This is a genomic window from Streptomyces sp. E2N166 (assembly GCF_003671715.1).
Classification (GTDB): domain Bacteria; phylum Actinomycetota; class Actinomycetes; order Streptomycetales; family Streptomycetaceae; genus Streptomyces; species Streptomyces thinghirensis.
Map to the genome: position 1 here is coordinate 297,313 of NZ_RAIF01000006.1, position 15,087 is coordinate 312,399.

The 15,087-nt window shown below is 70.7% G+C and carries 17 protein-coding genes and 3 pseudogenes; 10 read left to right on the forward strand and 10 right to left on the reverse strand.

Going from position 1 to position 15,087, the window contains the following annotated elements; genetic code table 11:
• Positions 1–28: 28 nt before the first annotated feature.
• From EBH09_RS01610 to EBH09_RS01620, 3 genes are read right to left on the reverse strand one after another with little or no spacing between them, the layout of a single operon-like run.
• Complete coding sequence (locus tag EBH09_RS01610) at positions 29–1,039, reverse strand: ABC transporter substrate-binding protein (RefSeq protein ID WP_121745248.1); 1,011 nt, start codon at positions 1,037–1,039, stop codon at positions 29–31.
• A 14-nt stretch (positions 1,040–1,053) separates the two neighbouring features.
• Positions 1,054–1,827, reverse strand: coding sequence for an ABC transporter ATP-binding protein (locus tag EBH09_RS01615; protein ID WP_121745249.1), 774 nt, complete (start codon positions 1,825–1,827; stop codon positions 1,054–1,056).
• A 1-nt stretch (position 1,828) separates the two neighbouring features.
• Positions 1,829–2,848 (reverse strand): iron ABC transporter permease, encoded by a 1,020-nt coding sequence (locus EBH09_RS01620; protein WP_121746180.1) that lies wholly within the window; start codon positions 2,846–2,848, stop codon positions 1,829–1,831.
• A 425-nt stretch (positions 2,849–3,273) separates the two neighbouring features.
• Between EBH09_RS01620 and EBH09_RS01625 the strand changes: the two genes are divergently transcribed.
• Positions 3,274–4,557 carry an MFS transporter gene (locus tag EBH09_RS01625; protein WP_121745250.1) on the forward strand — a complete coding sequence of 428 codons (1,284 nt, stop codon included), beginning with the start codon at positions 3,274–3,276 and terminating at the stop codon, positions 4,555–4,557.
• Positions 4,558–5,061: 504 nt separating this feature from the next.
• Here EBH09_RS01625 and EBH09_RS01635 read toward each other — a convergent pair.
• Positions 5,062–6,243: an MFS transporter gene (locus tag EBH09_RS01635; protein ID WP_121745251.1), complete on the reverse strand. Its 1,182-nt coding sequence runs from the start codon at positions 6,241–6,243 to the stop codon at positions 5,062–5,064.
• Between the two features lie 54 nt (positions 6,244–6,297).
• Between EBH09_RS01635 and EBH09_RS01640 the strand changes: the two genes are divergently transcribed.
• The gene (locus tag EBH09_RS01640; RefSeq protein ID WP_193776160.1) at positions 6,298–7,041 is read left to right on the forward strand and encodes a helix-turn-helix transcriptional regulator; all 744 of its coding nucleotides are present in this window, start codon (positions 6,298–6,300) and stop codon (positions 7,039–7,041) included.
• 352 nt (positions 7,042–7,393) lie between these two features.
• The gene (locus tag EBH09_RS01645) at positions 7,394–8,128 is read left to right on the forward strand and encodes a D-Ala-D-Ala carboxypeptidase family metallohydrolase (protein ID WP_121745253.1); all 735 of its coding nucleotides are present in this window, start codon (positions 7,394–7,396) and stop codon (positions 8,126–8,128) included.
• Between the two features lie 279 nt (positions 8,129–8,407).
• Here EBH09_RS01645 and EBH09_RS01655 read toward each other — a convergent pair whose 3' ends face one another.
• The gene (locus EBH09_RS01655) at positions 8,408–9,493 is read right to left on the reverse strand and encodes an Lrp/AsnC family transcriptional regulator (RefSeq protein ID WP_121745254.1); all 1,086 of its coding nucleotides are present in this window, start codon (positions 9,491–9,493) and stop codon (positions 8,408–8,410) included.
• Positions 9,494–9,813: 320 nt separating this feature from the next.
• Between EBH09_RS01655 and EBH09_RS37675 the strand changes: the two genes are divergently transcribed.
• Both EBH09_RS37675 and EBH09_RS39785 read left to right on the forward strand, forming a co-directional pair.
• Positions 9,814–10,038 (forward strand): hypothetical protein, encoded by a 225-nt coding sequence (locus EBH09_RS37675; RefSeq protein ID WP_193776066.1) that lies wholly within the window; start codon positions 9,814–9,816, stop codon positions 10,036–10,038.
• Positions 10,035–10,169 carry a hypothetical protein gene (locus EBH09_RS39785; RefSeq protein WP_274595122.1) on the forward strand — a complete coding sequence of 45 codons (135 nt, stop codon included), beginning with the start codon at positions 10,035–10,037 and terminating at the stop codon, positions 10,167–10,169. The genes EBH09_RS37675 and EBH09_RS39785 overlap by 4 nt, the downstream gene beginning before the upstream one ends.
• 266 nt (positions 10,170–10,435) lie before the next feature.
• Here EBH09_RS39785 and EBH09_RS38445 read toward each other — a convergent pair.
• Positions 10,436–10,688 (reverse strand): annotated as a pseudogene (locus EBH09_RS38445) (FAD-dependent monooxygenase); the annotation flags it as partial.
• 108 nt (positions 10,689–10,796) lie between these two features.
• Positions 10,797–11,258 carry an SRPBCC family protein gene (locus EBH09_RS01670; RefSeq protein WP_121745255.1) on the reverse strand — a complete coding sequence of 154 codons (462 nt, stop codon included), beginning with the start codon at positions 11,256–11,258 and terminating at the stop codon, positions 10,797–10,799.
• 198 nt (positions 11,259–11,456) lie between these two features.
• On the opposite strand from EBH09_RS01670, the gene EBH09_RS01675 reads away from it, so the two are divergent.
• The 3 genes from EBH09_RS01675 to EBH09_RS01685 all read left to right on the forward strand — a co-directional run bounded on the left by EBH09_RS01675 (position 11,457) and on the right by EBH09_RS01685 (position 13,142).
• The gene (locus tag EBH09_RS01675; RefSeq protein ID WP_238697148.1) at positions 11,457–12,125 is read left to right on the forward strand and encodes a GPP34 family phosphoprotein; all 669 of its coding nucleotides are present in this window, start codon (positions 11,457–11,459) and stop codon (positions 12,123–12,125) included.
• Between the two features lie 188 nt (positions 12,126–12,313).
• A complete protein-coding gene (locus tag EBH09_RS01680) occupies positions 12,314–12,691 on the forward strand; it encodes a hypothetical protein (RefSeq protein ID WP_121745256.1) in 378 nt (125 codons plus the stop codon).
• 67 nt (positions 12,692–12,758) lie between these two features.
• Positions 12,759–13,142 carry a hypothetical protein gene (locus EBH09_RS01685; RefSeq protein WP_121746182.1) on the forward strand — a complete coding sequence of 128 codons (384 nt, stop codon included), beginning with the start codon at positions 12,759–12,761 and terminating at the stop codon, positions 13,140–13,142.
• A 92-nt stretch (positions 13,143–13,234) separates the two neighbouring features.
• On the opposite strand, the gene EBH09_RS01690 is transcribed toward EBH09_RS01685, so the two are convergent.
• Positions 13,235–13,774 (reverse strand): EF-hand domain-containing protein, encoded by a 540-nt coding sequence (locus EBH09_RS01690; protein WP_121745257.1) that lies wholly within the window; start codon positions 13,772–13,774, stop codon positions 13,235–13,237.
• Positions 13,775–13,995: 221 nt separating this feature from the next.
• Between EBH09_RS01690 and EBH09_RS01695 the strand changes: the two are divergent.
• Positions 13,996–14,121: pseudogene (locus EBH09_RS01695) on the forward strand (sugar O-acetyltransferase); the annotation flags it as partial.
• A gap of 79 nt (positions 14,122–14,200) precedes the next feature.
• Here EBH09_RS01695 and EBH09_RS38450 read toward each other — a convergent pair.
• Together EBH09_RS38450 and EBH09_RS38455 are read right to left on the reverse strand one after the other, a co-directional pair.
• Positions 14,201–14,404 carry a hypothetical protein gene (locus EBH09_RS38450; protein ID WP_238697149.1) on the reverse strand — a complete coding sequence of 68 codons (204 nt, stop codon included), beginning with the start codon at positions 14,402–14,404 and terminating at the stop codon, positions 14,201–14,203.
• Between the two features lie 70 nt (positions 14,405–14,474).
• Positions 14,475–14,669 (reverse strand): annotated as a pseudogene (locus EBH09_RS38455) (hypothetical protein); the annotation flags it as partial.
• Between the two features lie 92 nt (positions 14,670–14,761).
• Here EBH09_RS38455 and EBH09_RS01705 point away from each other — a divergent pair.
• The gene (locus tag EBH09_RS01705) at positions 14,762–15,064 is read left to right on the forward strand and encodes an MFS transporter (RefSeq protein WP_274595126.1); all 303 of its coding nucleotides are present in this window, start codon (positions 14,762–14,764) and stop codon (positions 15,062–15,064) included.
• Positions 15,065–15,087: the final 23 nt, after the last annotated feature.

The window sequence follows — 15,087 nt, forward strand, 5'->3', positions numbered from 1 at the left end:
CGCCGGACAGGCCCTGGCACGCGGTGACTCAACCCTTGAGTTCGCGCAGGTAGGTGGCGAACTTCTCCAGGCCGTCGATGTTGCGGGGGCCGCTGATGCCCTCGTTGTAGTCGAGGACGAAGAAGTTGTTCTTCTTCACGGCCGGGAGTCCTCTGGTGTGAGGGGACTTCTTCAGGAAGTCGATCTTCTTTTCGGCGGGCAGGTCGCCGTAGTCGAGGATGACGATGACTTCGGGCTCGGCCTCGGCGACGGATTCCCAGTTGACCTGGGTCCAGCGCTCGTCGAGGCCGTCGAAGACGTTCCGGCCGCCCGCCGACTTGATGATGTCGTTGGGGGGCACCTGGTTGCCCGCGGTGAACGGCTGGTCGGTGCCGGAGTCGTAGAGGAAGACGGGTACCGCATCGCCCTCCCGGGCCTTGGCCTTGACCTGCTCCACGCGCCTCTTCAACCCGCCGACGACTTCCGTGGCCTTCTCCTCGACCCGGAAGATCGTGCCCAGCCGTTCGAGGTCGGTGTAGAGAGCCTCGAAGGGGCTCATCCTCTCGGGGTGACCCGGGTAGTTGAAGCAGCTCTCGGTGTGCATGAAGCTCTGGATGCCGAGCTTGTCGAGGATCTCGGGCGTGATGCCCCGCTCGTCCTTGAAGCCGGAGTTCCAGCCGGCCACGACGAAGTCGGACTCCGCCTCGACCACCACCTCCTTGTTGAGGAGGTCGTCGCTGAGCATCTTCACCTTCGCGTATTCCGACGCCCAAGGGGACTCGGTCACCGGCGGGTTCGCGGGAGGCATCACATAGCCGTGCACGTGCTCGGTCAGACCGAGGGCGAACAGCTTGTCCGCGCTGCCGCCTTCGTAGGCGACGGCCCGCTCGGGGACCGTGTACTCCACCGGTTCACCACAGCGTTTGACAGTGACCTTGCGGGCCTCCTTGGCGTCCGATTCGACCTCGGCACCACATCCGCTGAGCACCAGGGCCGCCGCCAGGGCGGAGCCGAGAGCGGCAGGCCGGCGGACCGTGGCGAGGGTTCGGGTTGTACGCATGCGTGAGCAGCCTTTCAGCGGGCGGAGTTGAGGGAGTACAGAAGTTGGGGGTCACCGGTCAGCGGGTGTGGGACGACGCTGGCCGTGACACCGAAGACGTCACCGACGAGCTGTGTCGTGAGCACGTCCACGGGCGCGCCGGAGGCGACCAGGCGACCCTGGGAGAGCACGCCGAGCCGGTCGCAGGCCGCCGCGGCGAGGTTGAGGTCGTGCAGGACGACGAGGACGGTGAGTCCCGCCCCGCGCAGGAGCGAGAGCAGGTCGACCTGGTGGCGGACGTCCAGGTGATTGGTCGGCTCGTCCAGGACGAGGATCTCCGGTTCCTGCACGAGCGCCCGGGCCAGCAGGACGCGCTGGCGTTCACCGCCCGACAGCGTCAGAACGCCCCGGTGTGCGAGGTGTCGGATGTCGAGCTGGTCCATCGCCCGCTCGCACAGGTCGCGTTCTCGGCCACTGAGCGCCTGGTTCCCACGGAGGTGGGGCGCGCGTCCGAGCGCGACGACCTCCTCGACCGTGAAATCGAAGTCGATGCCGCCGTCCTGGGTCATGGCCGCGATGGTCTGTGCGCTGCGCCGCATCGGGAGTCGGGTCAGGTCCTGCTCGCCCACCCAGACGGTTCCGGAGCTGGGACGCAGCGCCCGGTACACGCACCGCAGCGCGGTGGACTTGCCGCTTCCATTGGGCCCCACGAGCCCCACGACCTGGCCGTCCGGCACCTCCAGGGACAGCCCGCGTACGAGACTCCTGCCGTCCATCACCACGGAGAGTTCATCGAGTTCAAGATCCACGTCAGCGCCCTCCGAAGGTGTAGCCCCTGCGGCGCATCAGGGCGATGAAGACGGGCACCCCCACGAGCGCCGTGATGACCCCGAGCGGCAGTTCGCGCGGGGCGACCAGGGTTCGCGCCGCCAGATCGACCCACACCATGAAGATCGCTCCGACCAACGGGGCCACGGCGAGCACGCGAGCGTGCGTGGCGCCGACGACCATCCGCACCACATGCGGCATGACGAGTCCGACGAACGCGATGGCGCCGCTCACCGCGACCATGACACCCGTGACGAGCGAGACGAGGACCAGCAGCACCTTGCGGTGCCGGTCGGGATCGAAGCCGAGGCTCGCGGCGGTCTCGTCACCGAGGGAGAGGACGTCCAGTGCCCGCCCGTACCGGTACAGGACCGCGAGGCCGGCCAGCACCACGACGGAGACGACGGGCAGCGCGCCCCAAGTCGCGGCACCGAAACTGCCCATGGTCCAGTAGAGGACCATGCTCGTCGCCTCGCTGTCCGGCGCGAAGTAGATGATCAGGCTCATGACGGCCTGGAAGCCCAGCGACATGGCCACGCCCGTCAGTACGAGGCGCAGCGGTGACAGCGCACCCCGGCTGGAGGATGCGGCGTACACCAGGACCGAGGCGACGAGCGCACCGACGAAGGCGCCGACGGAGACGGCGTAGATGCCGAGTATCGCGAAACCTCCGGTGACCGTGACGCCGACGGCACCGACGGAGGCGCCCGACGAGACACCGAGGACGAAGGGGTCGGCCAGCGCGTTGCGCACCATGGCCTGGATCGCCACTCCGACCGCACTCAGTCCGGCTCCCACCAGTGCCGCCAGCAGCACCCGAGGCGTACGGATCTGCCAGATGATCTGATAGGTCGTCACCTCGTCGGGGCCGATGCGTCCTCCACTGAGAGCCGCCCACAGATGGCGGGCGGTCTCCCCCGGGGTGACGACCGCGGGACCGAGTCCGATGGCGACGACGAGGGACACGAGCAGGACGGCGGCCAGCACCACGCAGCCGAGCAGGAGCGCCTTCCGAGACGCGAGCCGGCCCCGCGCAGGCGCCGCGGGCCGCGGCGCCTGCGTCTCGGCCGGTTCGGCCGTGTCCCCGTCGGCCGAGGCCACGGAGGTCGAGGACGGAGGCACGTGCGTTACCTTCACTTTCCCTCGCTAATGAAAACCATGTTCATGTGCGAGAACTTAGCATGCGGACTCGACCCGGCGGACACCCCGGACCGGCAGACGCCACAGGACTACGACCCCCACCCCGAGGCGACGGCCGTGAGCACTCTAATGGAAATGATTATCACTGCGATAGTGTGTTGCCGACGCCGCGCTGCCCGCCGCCCGCCACGGCCGGTCCCGCCGCACAACCTCGCTCCCAGGCAAGGCCGTTGCAGCCGGTTCGCGCCCCGATCCGTCGCCCCTTCCACAGAACAGGAGTGCCTTCCGTGACCACCCCCTCCGCCCCTCCCACCTCCGCCGAGGCTCCGCCCTCCGAGCAGCGCTCGATCCTGCTCGACCTGGCCTTCCTCCGCCTCTGGACGGGCGCCACCGCATCGGGCCTGGCCACCTGGGCCCTGCCGTTCGTCCTCGGACTCGCCGTCTTCGAGCGAACCCTGACCGCCACCGACCTCGGCCTGCTGCTCGCCGCGCGCACCGTCGGGTTCCTCGCCGCGGTGCCCGTGGCCGGAGTACTGGCCGACCGGCACTCCCGCCGGGGCGTCGTCCTGTGGGCGGGACTCGCCGCCGGAGCCGCAGCGCCGGTGATCGCCGCCGGACTGGACCGCTCGGTGCTTCTGATGGCGGCGGCCGCCGCGGTGGCCGGAGCGGGCCAGGGCGCCTGCCGCCCCGCCTACCAGGCCCTGACCGCCGAGGTGGTCGACGCCGACCGCAGGCAGCAGGCCAACGCCGCCATGACCCTGGCGGTACGGGTCACCACGCTCGTTGGGCCCTCCCTGGCCGCGCTGCTCGCCGTCTTCCTGGACACCTGGGCACTGCTGGTGGGCATCGGGCTGCTCTGGCTCGTCGCGGCCTGCGTTCCCGGACGCGGCGCACGGCCGGGGGCCGCGGAAGACACGTCGGAACCCTCGGCCGCGACGGACAGGGCATCATTCCTGGCCGAGTTCACCGAGGGCATCCGCGAGGCTCGCAGGCACCCCTGGTTCCTCGCCGGTCTGGGCGCGCTGACCGCCGTCATAGCCACCGGCTACTCCGCGACCGGCGTCGCCCTGCCCATGGTCAGCCGCGACGAATACGGCACCGAGGTCGTCCTCGCGGGCGCGATGACCGCCTACACCGCCGGAGCGCTGGGCGGTGCGCTGCTCATTGCCCGCTGGCGCCCCCGCTCCCCCGGCCGGGCCGCTCTGGCCGGCCTCGCCGCCTACGGATTCGCCCCGCTCAGCCTCATCTTCCCCGTGCACCCGGTCGTCGTGATGGCCGCCTACGCGGTCGCGGGCATCGGCATCGAGTTGTTCAACGTGCCGTGGTTCACCGCCGCCCAGCGCGAGGTCGCACCGGACAAACTGGCCCGGGTCTCCTCCCTGGACTTCCTGCTCTCCTACGGCCTCGCCCCGGTCGGACTCGCCGTCATCGCCCCCGCCATCGACGCCTTCGGTCCCGAGGCGGTCCTCGCGGGCTGCGCGCTCATCTGCTTCGCGGCACCCGCCACCGCCGCCCTGGTGCCCAGCGCCCGCACCTTCTCCGCCGCACCTGGGCGCAGCGACGTCCACTGACGGCCGCGGGGGTCGCCGCGGCCCAGATCATCGGGACCGCCTCCGCGAGTTGTACCCGCACCGGGTCCGCAGCTCGCGCGAAGACACTCCTGTCCACCCGCACGCAGACAGCCTCGACATCGGCGGGGTGCCGCACCGGCGTCGACACCCCGACGAGGACCACGTCCTCGTCCAGTGCGCGCGACCGGCGCCCCACGAGGGCGTCTCCTTCGCACTGGACGCCTATGCCTTCGTCGACGGTCTCGCCTCGACAGACCCTGTTCTCCACGCCTTTCTCACCGACTCGGACGTCGATCTGTACGGCGCGTGGGCCGACCTGCGCGGGCTCCCGGCGAACCCCCCGGACCGGGCGGCACGTCGAGTACACACGGACCGGAAGTCGCGCGTAGCCTCTGGCCGGCTCAGGAGCGTATCGCAGCCTTTCCAGCGAGGCCGCCCGGAGCGCACTCCCGATCTGCCGAGACAACTCAACGCTTCTACTCGGTTGTAGAAGTCGATGCTGGTCTACGCGTCTAGCCGCGCGGGCGCGGCTGCGGCGGCTCGGGGCCCGGGGGCGGTGGGTTCGGGCAGGGTGCGGAAGAGGAGCCAGCTCAGGGCGGGCATGGCGATCAGGGGGGTGAGCGCTGTGCGGAGGGTTGTGGAGTCGGCCAGGTGTCCCAGCAGGGGGCTGATGAGGCCGCCGACGCTGACGGTGAGACCTAGGGTGACGCCGCCGGCGGTGCCGATGCGGGAGGGCAGGTAGTCCTGGCCGAGGGTGACTTGGAGGGAGAAGGGGACGTACAGGCCTGCGGAGGCGAGGACTACGAAGAGGAACATGACCGGGCCTGGTGTGTAGATCACTCCGGTGACGGCGGCGATCGAGAGCAGGTAGGACCAGCGGGAGACGCGGACTCGGTCGTAGCGGTTGGCCAGGGAGCCGCCCAGGACCGAGCCGACGGCGCCGCCCAGGAACAGCAGGAACAGGGCGGTGGTTCCCGCGGTGGTGCTGCCCTGCGTGCGCTGCTGGGCGTAGAGGGAGATGAAGGTGCTCAGGCCGGTGAAGACGATGGAGCGGAAGACGACCGCCAGGGACAGTCTCAGGAACGAGGCCATGTCGTCCGCGCTCCGGGACACCTCCGTCCTGGACGTGCCGGCCTGGGGTCGGGCGAGCATTCGCAGGACGGGCACGCACAGGGCGGCGCCGGCGAGCGCGGGGAACACGAGTACGGGTGTCCAGTGCAGGGAGCCGTGCCCGATCGCGGCCGCCACCATGAGCGGGGCGAGCGCGAAGCCGACGTTGCCGCCGAGGGAGAACCATCCCATCGCGCTGTGGCTGCCTTCGCTGGCCAGCCGGGCTACGCGGGCGGCTTCCGGGTGGTAGGCGGCCACCCCGACTCCGGAGACCGCGACGAAGAGCAGAGTAAGCCCGTAGGAGCCGCTCAGGCCGCTCAACGCGATGCCCACACCGCCCAGCAGGGTGCTGACCGGCAGCAGCCACGGCATCGCCCACCGGTCGGTGAGCGCGCCGAACAGCGGCTGGGCCACCGACGACAGCAGGGACGCGGCCAGCACGATGCCGGAGGCCACCGCGTAGGTGTAGTCCCGTTCGGCCACGAAGAACGGGACCAGCGCCGCGACGGCGCCCTGGTAGATGTCGACGCAGGCGTGCCCCACGGCCAGCAGGGAGATCGATGTATTCCTTCGCACGCCTCCCATCCTGGGAGAAGCACCACTGTCGCGCTTTCGGTAGATTGACAGATGATGCAGGAAACCCGCCACACCCCCGTCGCGCCGACCCGGACCCAACGTCTTGCGTCCGGCGGCGAGATCGACGCGCACCGCCACGACGACCACCAGATCGCCTACGCCAGCAAGGGCACCATCGCGGTGACCACCGACGCCGGCTCCTGGGTCGCCCCCGCCACCCGCGCCCTCTGGATCCCCGCAGGCACCGTCCACCAGCACCAGGCCCACGGCGAACTCGACCTCCACCTCGTCGGCCTGCCCACCACCGAGAACCCCCTCGGCCTCGACAAACCGGCCGTCATCGCCGTCAGCCCCCTTCTGCGCGAACTCATCGTCGCCTATACCTGGGACCCCGACAACGACAGCCCACCCCGCCTGCGCCTGCGCGCCGTCATGCTCGACCAGCTCGCCCTCTCCCCCGAGCGGCCGCTGCACCTGCCGACCCCCACGGACCCGCTGCTCCGGGAACTGCACGACGCCCTGCGCGCCGACCCTGCCGACAACCGCTCTCTCGACGACCTCGGACGCCAGGTCGGCGCCAGCGCCCGCACCCTTTCCCGCCGCCTCCGCGACGACCTCGGCCTCACCTACCCCCAATGGCGCACCCAGCTCAGGCTCCACCACGCCCTGATCCTCCTGGCCGACGACACCCCCGTCACCACCGTCGCCCACCGATGCGGCTGGTCATCCGCCAGCACCTTCATCGACGTCTTCCGCCGGACCTTCGGCCACACTCCCGGCACACGCCCCATCACCTGACGCAGCACCCAGCACTGACATGGCGGCACCGGGTCACCGCGGTCCTCTCGGGACCTGGCACGGTCGAGCGGGCCGTACCCGGCCGCAACCCGACCCTCGCCTTCGGCGATCTCACCGGCGAGTCGGGCGCCACCCAGACAGTCGTGCTCAGGACCGGACGGCGATGCCGCGACGAGGTTGCGACCAGCACCCGTCTCCCCCGTGAGTTCGACGGTCGTCTCCGGGCGGACGTCGCGAGGGGACGCCCCGACGCGCAGGGCAACTCGACCCTTTCCGGGGGCCATTGACGCGCGTAGCCCATTGCCGCACGCTGGGCATCGGATGTTGTCGGCTCAACGGTCGGGAGGCCGGGATGTTCAGACGCATGTCACGTCTGCTTCTCTCTATTGTCATGCTCATGGCTGGAGCGCTGGTCGGGGTGGGCGCCACCGCCGGAGCCGCGCACGCCGACTCCTGCTACACCTGGAACCGCACCCTCTCCCAGGGGTCCTCCGGCAGCGACGTGACCCAGCTGCAGATCCGGGTCGCCGGCTGGGTGACCTCCGGCGAGCGACTCTCCTACGACGGCCGGTACGGCGCGCGGACCGCCGCCGCCGTCAAGAAGTTCCAGGCCGCGTACGGACTGAGCGCGGACGGTGTCGCCGGACCCGCTACCTTCAGCAAGATCTACGCCCTCCAGGACGCGGACTGCACGCCGGTCCACTTCACCTACGCCGAGCTCAACAAGTGCAACTCGGACTGGTCCGGCGGCGCGGTATCCGCGGCCACCGCCAAGTCGAACGCGCTCAAGACCATGTGGAAACTGGAGGCGATGCGGCACGCCCTCGGTGACGTCCCGATCAACATCTCCAGCGGCTTCCGCTCCCGCGCCTGCAACAACGCGGTCGGCGGCTCCGCCACCAGCCGCCATCTGTACGGCGACGCCGCCGACCTCGTCGGCTCGCCGAGCCTGTGCCGGCTCGCCCAGCAGTCCAGGACCCACGGCTTCTCGGAGATCCTCGGCCCGGGCTACCCCGGCCACAACGACCACACCCACGTGGCCTTCGACCCGTCACCGTACTGGTCGGCTCCCACCTGCGGCATCTGAGTCACCGTGGCCGCCGGAACCGGCGGCCCTCGGGAGCGTGGGAGAACAGGTGGTGAGTGTTCCGGGCCCTTTCGGCAGGAACACTCACCACCTCGGTCGTCGCCGCGCGGCAGCGAAGCCCTTTCGTGACGACGGCTCGTCAGGATCGTGTCCACGGCCACCTGGCGCCCGGCCGCCGACCAGGCCGCGGGGGAAGCGGCCGGCGTCTCCGTGTGCGGTGTCGCGGTCAAGTCCTGACCTGCCCTGCCGCCTCGGAGGTGTCGCTGTCGGCTCGACCGCTCAGGCGGGACAGGCCGCCGCTGTGATCGGTACGTGCGCGCCGCCCCGCCCGTCGCGGTCCAGCAGCCGGCCCATGCGTTTGGCGGTGTGGAGTGTGATGCCGCGTTCACTGATGCGCAGTTCCGGGTGGCGGCGCAGTATCCGCTCCTCCAGGGCGGCGCAGTCGCGAGGGGAACGCAGCCACACCGACAGCAGCAGGTTTTCGCGGCCCGTGACGGACGCGCACAACCGGGTCTCGGGCAGCCCGGCCAGCGCCTTCGCGACGGCCTCCACGCCGGGGCCCGGCGCCGCGATCCGGAAGTTCGCGATGACGGGCCAGCCGGCCAGCCTCTGGGTCAGGTCGCACCGGAAGTAGACGTCGCCTCCGGTGATCATCCGCCGCAGCCGTCGGCGTACCGTGGTATCGCTGAGCCCGCATTCACGCGCCAGTTCGGCGTGGCCACGACGCGCGTCCGCGCCGAGGGCGACCAGGAGCCGGTGATCGCTCTCGTAGGGACCGGTGCCCGGCCTCGTACGGCCATGGCTCTCGCCGCCGCGCAGGTCCGCGCGCTGCCGCCCGTTGAGCGTGTGCACCAGCCATCCGCTGCCCTCCCGGTGGACGGCGGTGCAGATACTCAGCCGCACCGAACGGACCGTGTCCAGGCCGCCCAGCCGCCGGGTCACGAAGTCGTCGAAGGAGAGCAGGTCGCGAGCTGCGACTCCCAGGAACAACTGGTTCTCTCCCGTGGTGCGTTCGAGGCTGAACACCGGGCCCCAGGACCGCAGGCGGGTGGTCAGGGAGTCCACCGCGGCCGCCTCGCAGGAGAGGTCCACGTAGCCGACCACCGAAGCGTGCCGTGCTGGATAGGCCGTGATCCAGGCCGCGCCGCTGTCGGAGAGACGGCGCCATCGGCGGGCCGCGGTGGTGGCGTCGATGCCGATGACCGCGGCGATCCGCGACCAGGGCGCCCGGGGGTCCAGTTGCAGGGCCTCGATCAACGCCAGGTCGGTCTCGCTGAGTTCGGTGACGTCGTCGTGGTCGAGGCCGGCGGACACGGGCGTGGCGGGTGGCGGGAGGGCGGTGCCGGTCGGGTGCACGCGTCTCATCCTGTCAGTGCCGACGGGCAAGCGTTGGCGGTTTTCCGGCAGTGAACGGGCCTGTATGCCGGATTCCTGCGATACGGAGGCGCTGAACGGCGGGCGGTGCAGGGTTTCCGCCAAGCGTCGGCTCGCCCAGCGAGAGGACACCCCCACCGGACATCCAGACGTACGACTCCTTCCCGCTCACGGTCAACGACGCGGACGCCACCGGACGCGTCCTCGGGGCCCTGGAGGCCGGCGGCACGCTCGGCCACGTCCTGCCCGCTCCCCTCTCGGCCAGCGAGGACTTCGGCCGCTTCGCGACGGCCGCCGGCTGCCCCTCGGTCATGTACCACTTCGGCGGCGCCGACCCCGCGGACTTCGACGCCGAGGCCGTCGCCGCCCTGGAACGCGGAGCGCTCCCGCCGGGCACGGTCATGAACCACTCCCCGCGCTACGCACCCTCCGCACCCCACGCCGTGGCCGCCGGGATCCGCCACCTCCTCACCGCCGCCGGGGCGTGGCTGACTCCGCCCGCGACCGTCAACTCCGCCGAAAGGAGAGCTCGATGACGCGCTGGAAGCCCCTCGTGCTCGCCACCGCGCTCACCCTGTCGACGGCCGCGCCCGCCACCGCCGCTCAGACCGGCGGCCCGGGACCCGACGCGTCCGCCGCGCCCGGCTGCGCCTGGCAACCGCCCTGACCGGCCACCGGATCGCGCCGCACCGGGGCGGTCACAACCCCTACCGGGAGCACAGCCGCCCCAGGAGCAGGTTCACCGTGTCGGTCACCGACCGGCCCGCCGACCGACACAACGCGCACCGCCCGCCGCAACCGCGAGCGAGCCGTTCCCCGGCCGGCCTTCTCCCGGCTGGGCGGCTCCGGCCTGTACCCCAACCCCGACAGTGACCGGCAGCGAGCGAGGACGGACCACGACGCGGGTCGACACGGCGCTCTCGCGCTCGGCGGTCAGGATGCCTGGACTTCGTCGAAGAGGGCGAGGGCATCGGCGGGGTTCGGGCTCACGAGGCGTTCCAGACCGGCCGTCGTGATCTCCGCCCACGTGCCGTGCCCGTGCCCCCGTCCGTTCTTCGAAGGCGCGGACGACCTGATTGACATCTCCTGGGCCGGTGGCGATCGACTCGGCGAGTTCGGCGCCTTCCAGCATCGCCAGGTTCGCGCCCGCCCCCAAGGGAGGCATCAGATGGGCGGCGCCGCCCAGTGGCCCGGACCGACGACTGTCGCCGCGACACAGTCGCGGCGGCGCCGGCGCGGTGGCACCATGCGGTCGCCGGCGCCGACAGCGCTGCGCCTCAGAGCAGCACAGGGGTCACTCACCCGGCCTGATGCGCCCGCGCCAGGCTCCGGACTCGCCGCCACGCCCCTCGATGTACTCCTTGAAACGCTGCATGTCGCCCTTCACCCGCCGGTCGATCACTCCGAGCATGTCCCCGGTCTTCTCCGCGACGCCGGTGGGCTCGACATCCATGACGAGTTCGACCCGAGTGTGCGTGTCGTCCAGGCGCTGGAAACGGACCGTGCCCTTCTGCTTGCTGTCACCCGTGGTCGTGCGCCACGTGATGCGCTCGTCGGGGAGCTGGTCGACGATCTCGGTGTCGAACTCGCGCTTCACTCCGCTGACGTTGGTGGTCCAGTGGTTGCGGCGCTCATCGACCTGCCTGACTTCCTCCACCCCCTCCATGAACTGCGGGAACTCCTCGAACTGGGTCCACTGGTTGTAGGCGGTGTGCACAGGAACGTCGACTTCCACCGTCTCCTTGACCGTGCTCATCTGGCGATCTTCCTCTCTACTGAATTCGTCGCAGCCGGTGCCGGCGACCGTCCCGCGGCCTCGGCACGCCGAAGCGAGTACCCGCAGATCAGCCGTATAACGTCCGGCCGGTACCTGGGCACGCCGTTGTGGCCGTGGCGACGCTTCTGCTGACCGGTGAGTCGTGGCGGGACACGGCCGCCCCGTTCGAGCAGCACAATGGCGAGCATGAACACTGCTCGGGATCTGTTCGTCATCACCCTGGAAGTGCCGTCCAGCCGACCGATCACGCAAGGCGACGTCTCCTTGGCCCTCGCGGGCGCCGAACTCCTCGATCTCCGCGACGCGCACGTCCTGCGTCTGGACGGCGACCTCATCGTCCCCCTCGGGGATCACGCCGACGGCACGAACGCCCTCACGGCGCAGGCCTCAGCCCAACTCGTCACGGAGCCGCCGTACGAGACGGTGGAGCAATGGCTCTGGCGGCGGGGCCGCGGGCTGGCCGGCTCCTACGCCGACGACCTCGCCGCGCAGACAGCAGGCGAGGCCCGCGGTGGTCTCCTACCGCGGTTCCTTCGCCACTTCGCTCTCACTCGCCCCCAGGAGCCCTCCGTACGGCCACGCCACGAAGCCACCGACCGTCAGGTACCGGACGACTCCGTTCTGGCCGCCTTCGCGGGCATTCTCGGAATCGGGGAAGCGGCGCCGCCCGAACTCACTGAACCCACCGAACCCACCGAACCCACCGATACGACGACAGCCGATCAGGCGGACGACGTCGGGCTCATTCTCGCCGTGGTGAGCGACGCGCTGATGGAGCTCGAGGCCGAACGTCAGCGACGCCAGATCGAACAGGATGCCTACGACAACGTGTGGCGCGCGCCCTGACTCCACACGCGCTGCTGCACTTGCGGCGCCGCGCATCGGCGTCGGGTTGAGACAGGGCCGGGAGAAGTCCACATGCGGGTAGGGTCCATCGACATGCGCACAACTCCTCCCGGCATACGCCCGGTCAGCCTCCGCGCCGTCCTCCAGGCGCTGCGGGACGCCGCCCGTGTCCTGGAACGGGGCCGCCGGTGAACGCCCCCCGCCGGGTCACCCCCCGCCGCCTCGGCGCCGCCGCCGCGATCTACGGCGTGTTCGTTTCGGGCTGGTACCTGGGGCAGCCCGTGACCCCCGAATGCCGCGTCGACCAGGCCGCCCTCGACCGGGTCACCGAGCAGTACGAAACCAGGCCGACTCCCCCGCCCACTCCGACGCGGACGGCGTACCCGCCACGGTACGACTCGCAGACCCGCCTCCCGCGCGACCCGAGGCCGGAGCCGTTCTACGACCTGCCCAGGGTCGCCGACGACAGGCTGTCCGTGACGTTCAGGTCCTACGCCGTCGCCTGCGTCAACGACACGAGCGAACGCCCCCGTCTGCAAGGGTGGTTCGAGGGCCATTGGTGGTAATGACGTGGCGTGGCCCGGTGTGTCCGCCGACGCGGGCGACGGCCTCGCGCCGTGGGACACTCCCCGGATGCCTGCCTGGATAACCCTGCGCCGTCTCGGCGCCGCCACCACTCTGTACGCCGTGTTCCTGGCCGGGTGGTGGCTGGGACAGCCCGTACGCTCCGAAGGCTGCCTCGAGGACGGGTCAACCGCCGGGGCGGACGGTCTTCCCGCATCCGTGGAGCCGGCCGACCCCAGCCGGTACCTCGCCGGCTTCGACCTCGACTTCGGGCTCCTCGACTGGGCGGACGACTTGGACGGCTACCGCGACGGCGAGTACGGTCCCAGCGACTATGGACACGACCTGCAGGGCCCGCTCGACGCGCACGTCACGTCCGGTGCGACCTACACTCCTTGCTCCTACAAGGAGCGCGCCCGCCTCCTGGCGTGGATCAACGGCGACTGGGGCTGACGGTCGAAGAGGCGCTCACGCGTGCCTCGGCGGCAGCTCAGGGGCGGGGCGTGCGCACGGGCGCGGAGGGCTCCTGAACGGCCCTTCCGGCGCTACCGGGTCTCGGCCGGGACCAGGTGATCGCCAGGGATACCGGACTTCTCCGGGCGGTAGTAGTCCCTGATCCCGTCCGCCCAGGTCGACGTCCGGATGCGGTCCTCCCCGTCCGGTCCGAAGGCCTGGAAGAGCGCCTCGATGTTGGGCCGTTGGAACCCGATCGCGAGCATCAGCGAGACGAACTCGGGGCGGGCGACGAAGCCGTCGCCGTCCGGATCGCCCATCGCGGCGAGCGCTTCCGCGAACTCGTCGACGGTGGCGTCGAACCGTTGCGGATTGAGGACGACGGAGGTGAACTCCTCCGGGCTGACACGGCCGTCGCCATTCGCGTCCAACTCGTTCAGCAGCGTTTCCCCGTAGCGGCGGAAGGCACCGGCGAGCCGGTCCGCGGTCGCCTCGCGGGCATCCGGTACCGCGGCCACGACGCGTTCGCTCATCAAGTCGAAGTCGGAGAGCTCCAGGTATCCGCTCCCGTCGGCATCGAAGAGGGAGAAGACCAGCTCGATACGGTCGGTCGCCTCGGTGGTGGGCGTCATGGTGCACCCCTGCCTTTCCTGATGGATCGTTTTCGGCGAGTCGCTCGCCGGGCCCCTGGCCCGGCGACGGCTGACTCACTGTGCAGGAACTCCGACCACTCCGGCAGGAAAGACGGCACTTCGCACACGAACGAGGGGACTCCTCGCATCCGCGCATGAAGCGGGTGCGTCCGGACATCACCGCGGCCATGACGCCCATACAGGACATCCGCGCGGACAACCTCCCCGGCGTCACGATCGGACTCGGTGCCGTGGCCGGCGCCGGAGCCGCTGTCACGAAGGACGTTCCCCCCAACACCCTGGTGACCGGGCCGGCCGCGTTCGCGCGCAAGGCATGGAACGAGTGAGCCGTCAGCGGGGCGGGGAGCCGCGCGGCGGTGTCCCGGCCGTGAGACCGGGCGGCCGAGATGGTGTGGAACGAGGTCGTCAGCCGGTGCGGCGGCCGCTGCGCGCCCGCACTTCGATGTGGTGCGGAATCACGATGTCGAGGGGCGCCACATTGGAGGCCGGGCTGTATATGCGATCGGCGAGGCACGGCAGGGCCCGCTCGGCGATCTGTCGCTTGTCCGGCACCACGGTCGTCAGCGGCGGGTTGGCGTACTGCCCGTCCTCGATGCCGTCGAAGTCCACGACGGCCCTGCTCCCCCGGAACGCTCAGACCACGCGCGTGAACGACGTGCAGTGCGCCCAGGGCGAGTTCGTCGGTGAACGCGAAGACCGCGTCCGGCCGGGCCTCCGCGTCGTCCGTCCGGGCCGCCGCGTCCAGCAGGGCGGTCATCGCTTCCGCTCCGTCCTTGCGGTGCAGGGTCGTCACGGGCTGCTCCAGGGCGGGGTCGGGCCGCAGCCCGGCGCGCTCGATGGCCCTGCGGTATCCCTCCAGGCTGACCGGGATCAACGCCGTCGTCCACTACGCCCCGACGATGCTCTCGGACGCCGGGTTCGGCGACTCGATCGCGCTTCTCCCCCGGCATCGGCATCGGCATCGGCATCGGCATCGGCATCGGCACGATGCTCGTCAGGATCCTCCCGCTGAGCGTGCGCGGCCCCGCGACGAGTCTGGCCACCCTCACGGTCCGGGGATTCGACCTGCTGATCGCGGTGACCGCGGTGAGTATGATCAACGCCGTCGGGCGGTCGGGAACGTTCTTCCTGTACGCCGCGATGAACGTGCTGTGCGTGGTCTTCGTGGTGTTCAAGGTTCCCGAGACACGCAACAGGTCGCTCGAGAGCATCGAGAAGGCGCTACGGGCCCCCGGCAGTCTGCGGCGCAATCTGACGGCGCCGTCCTGACCGCGGCGCACCCGGCCCCCGGG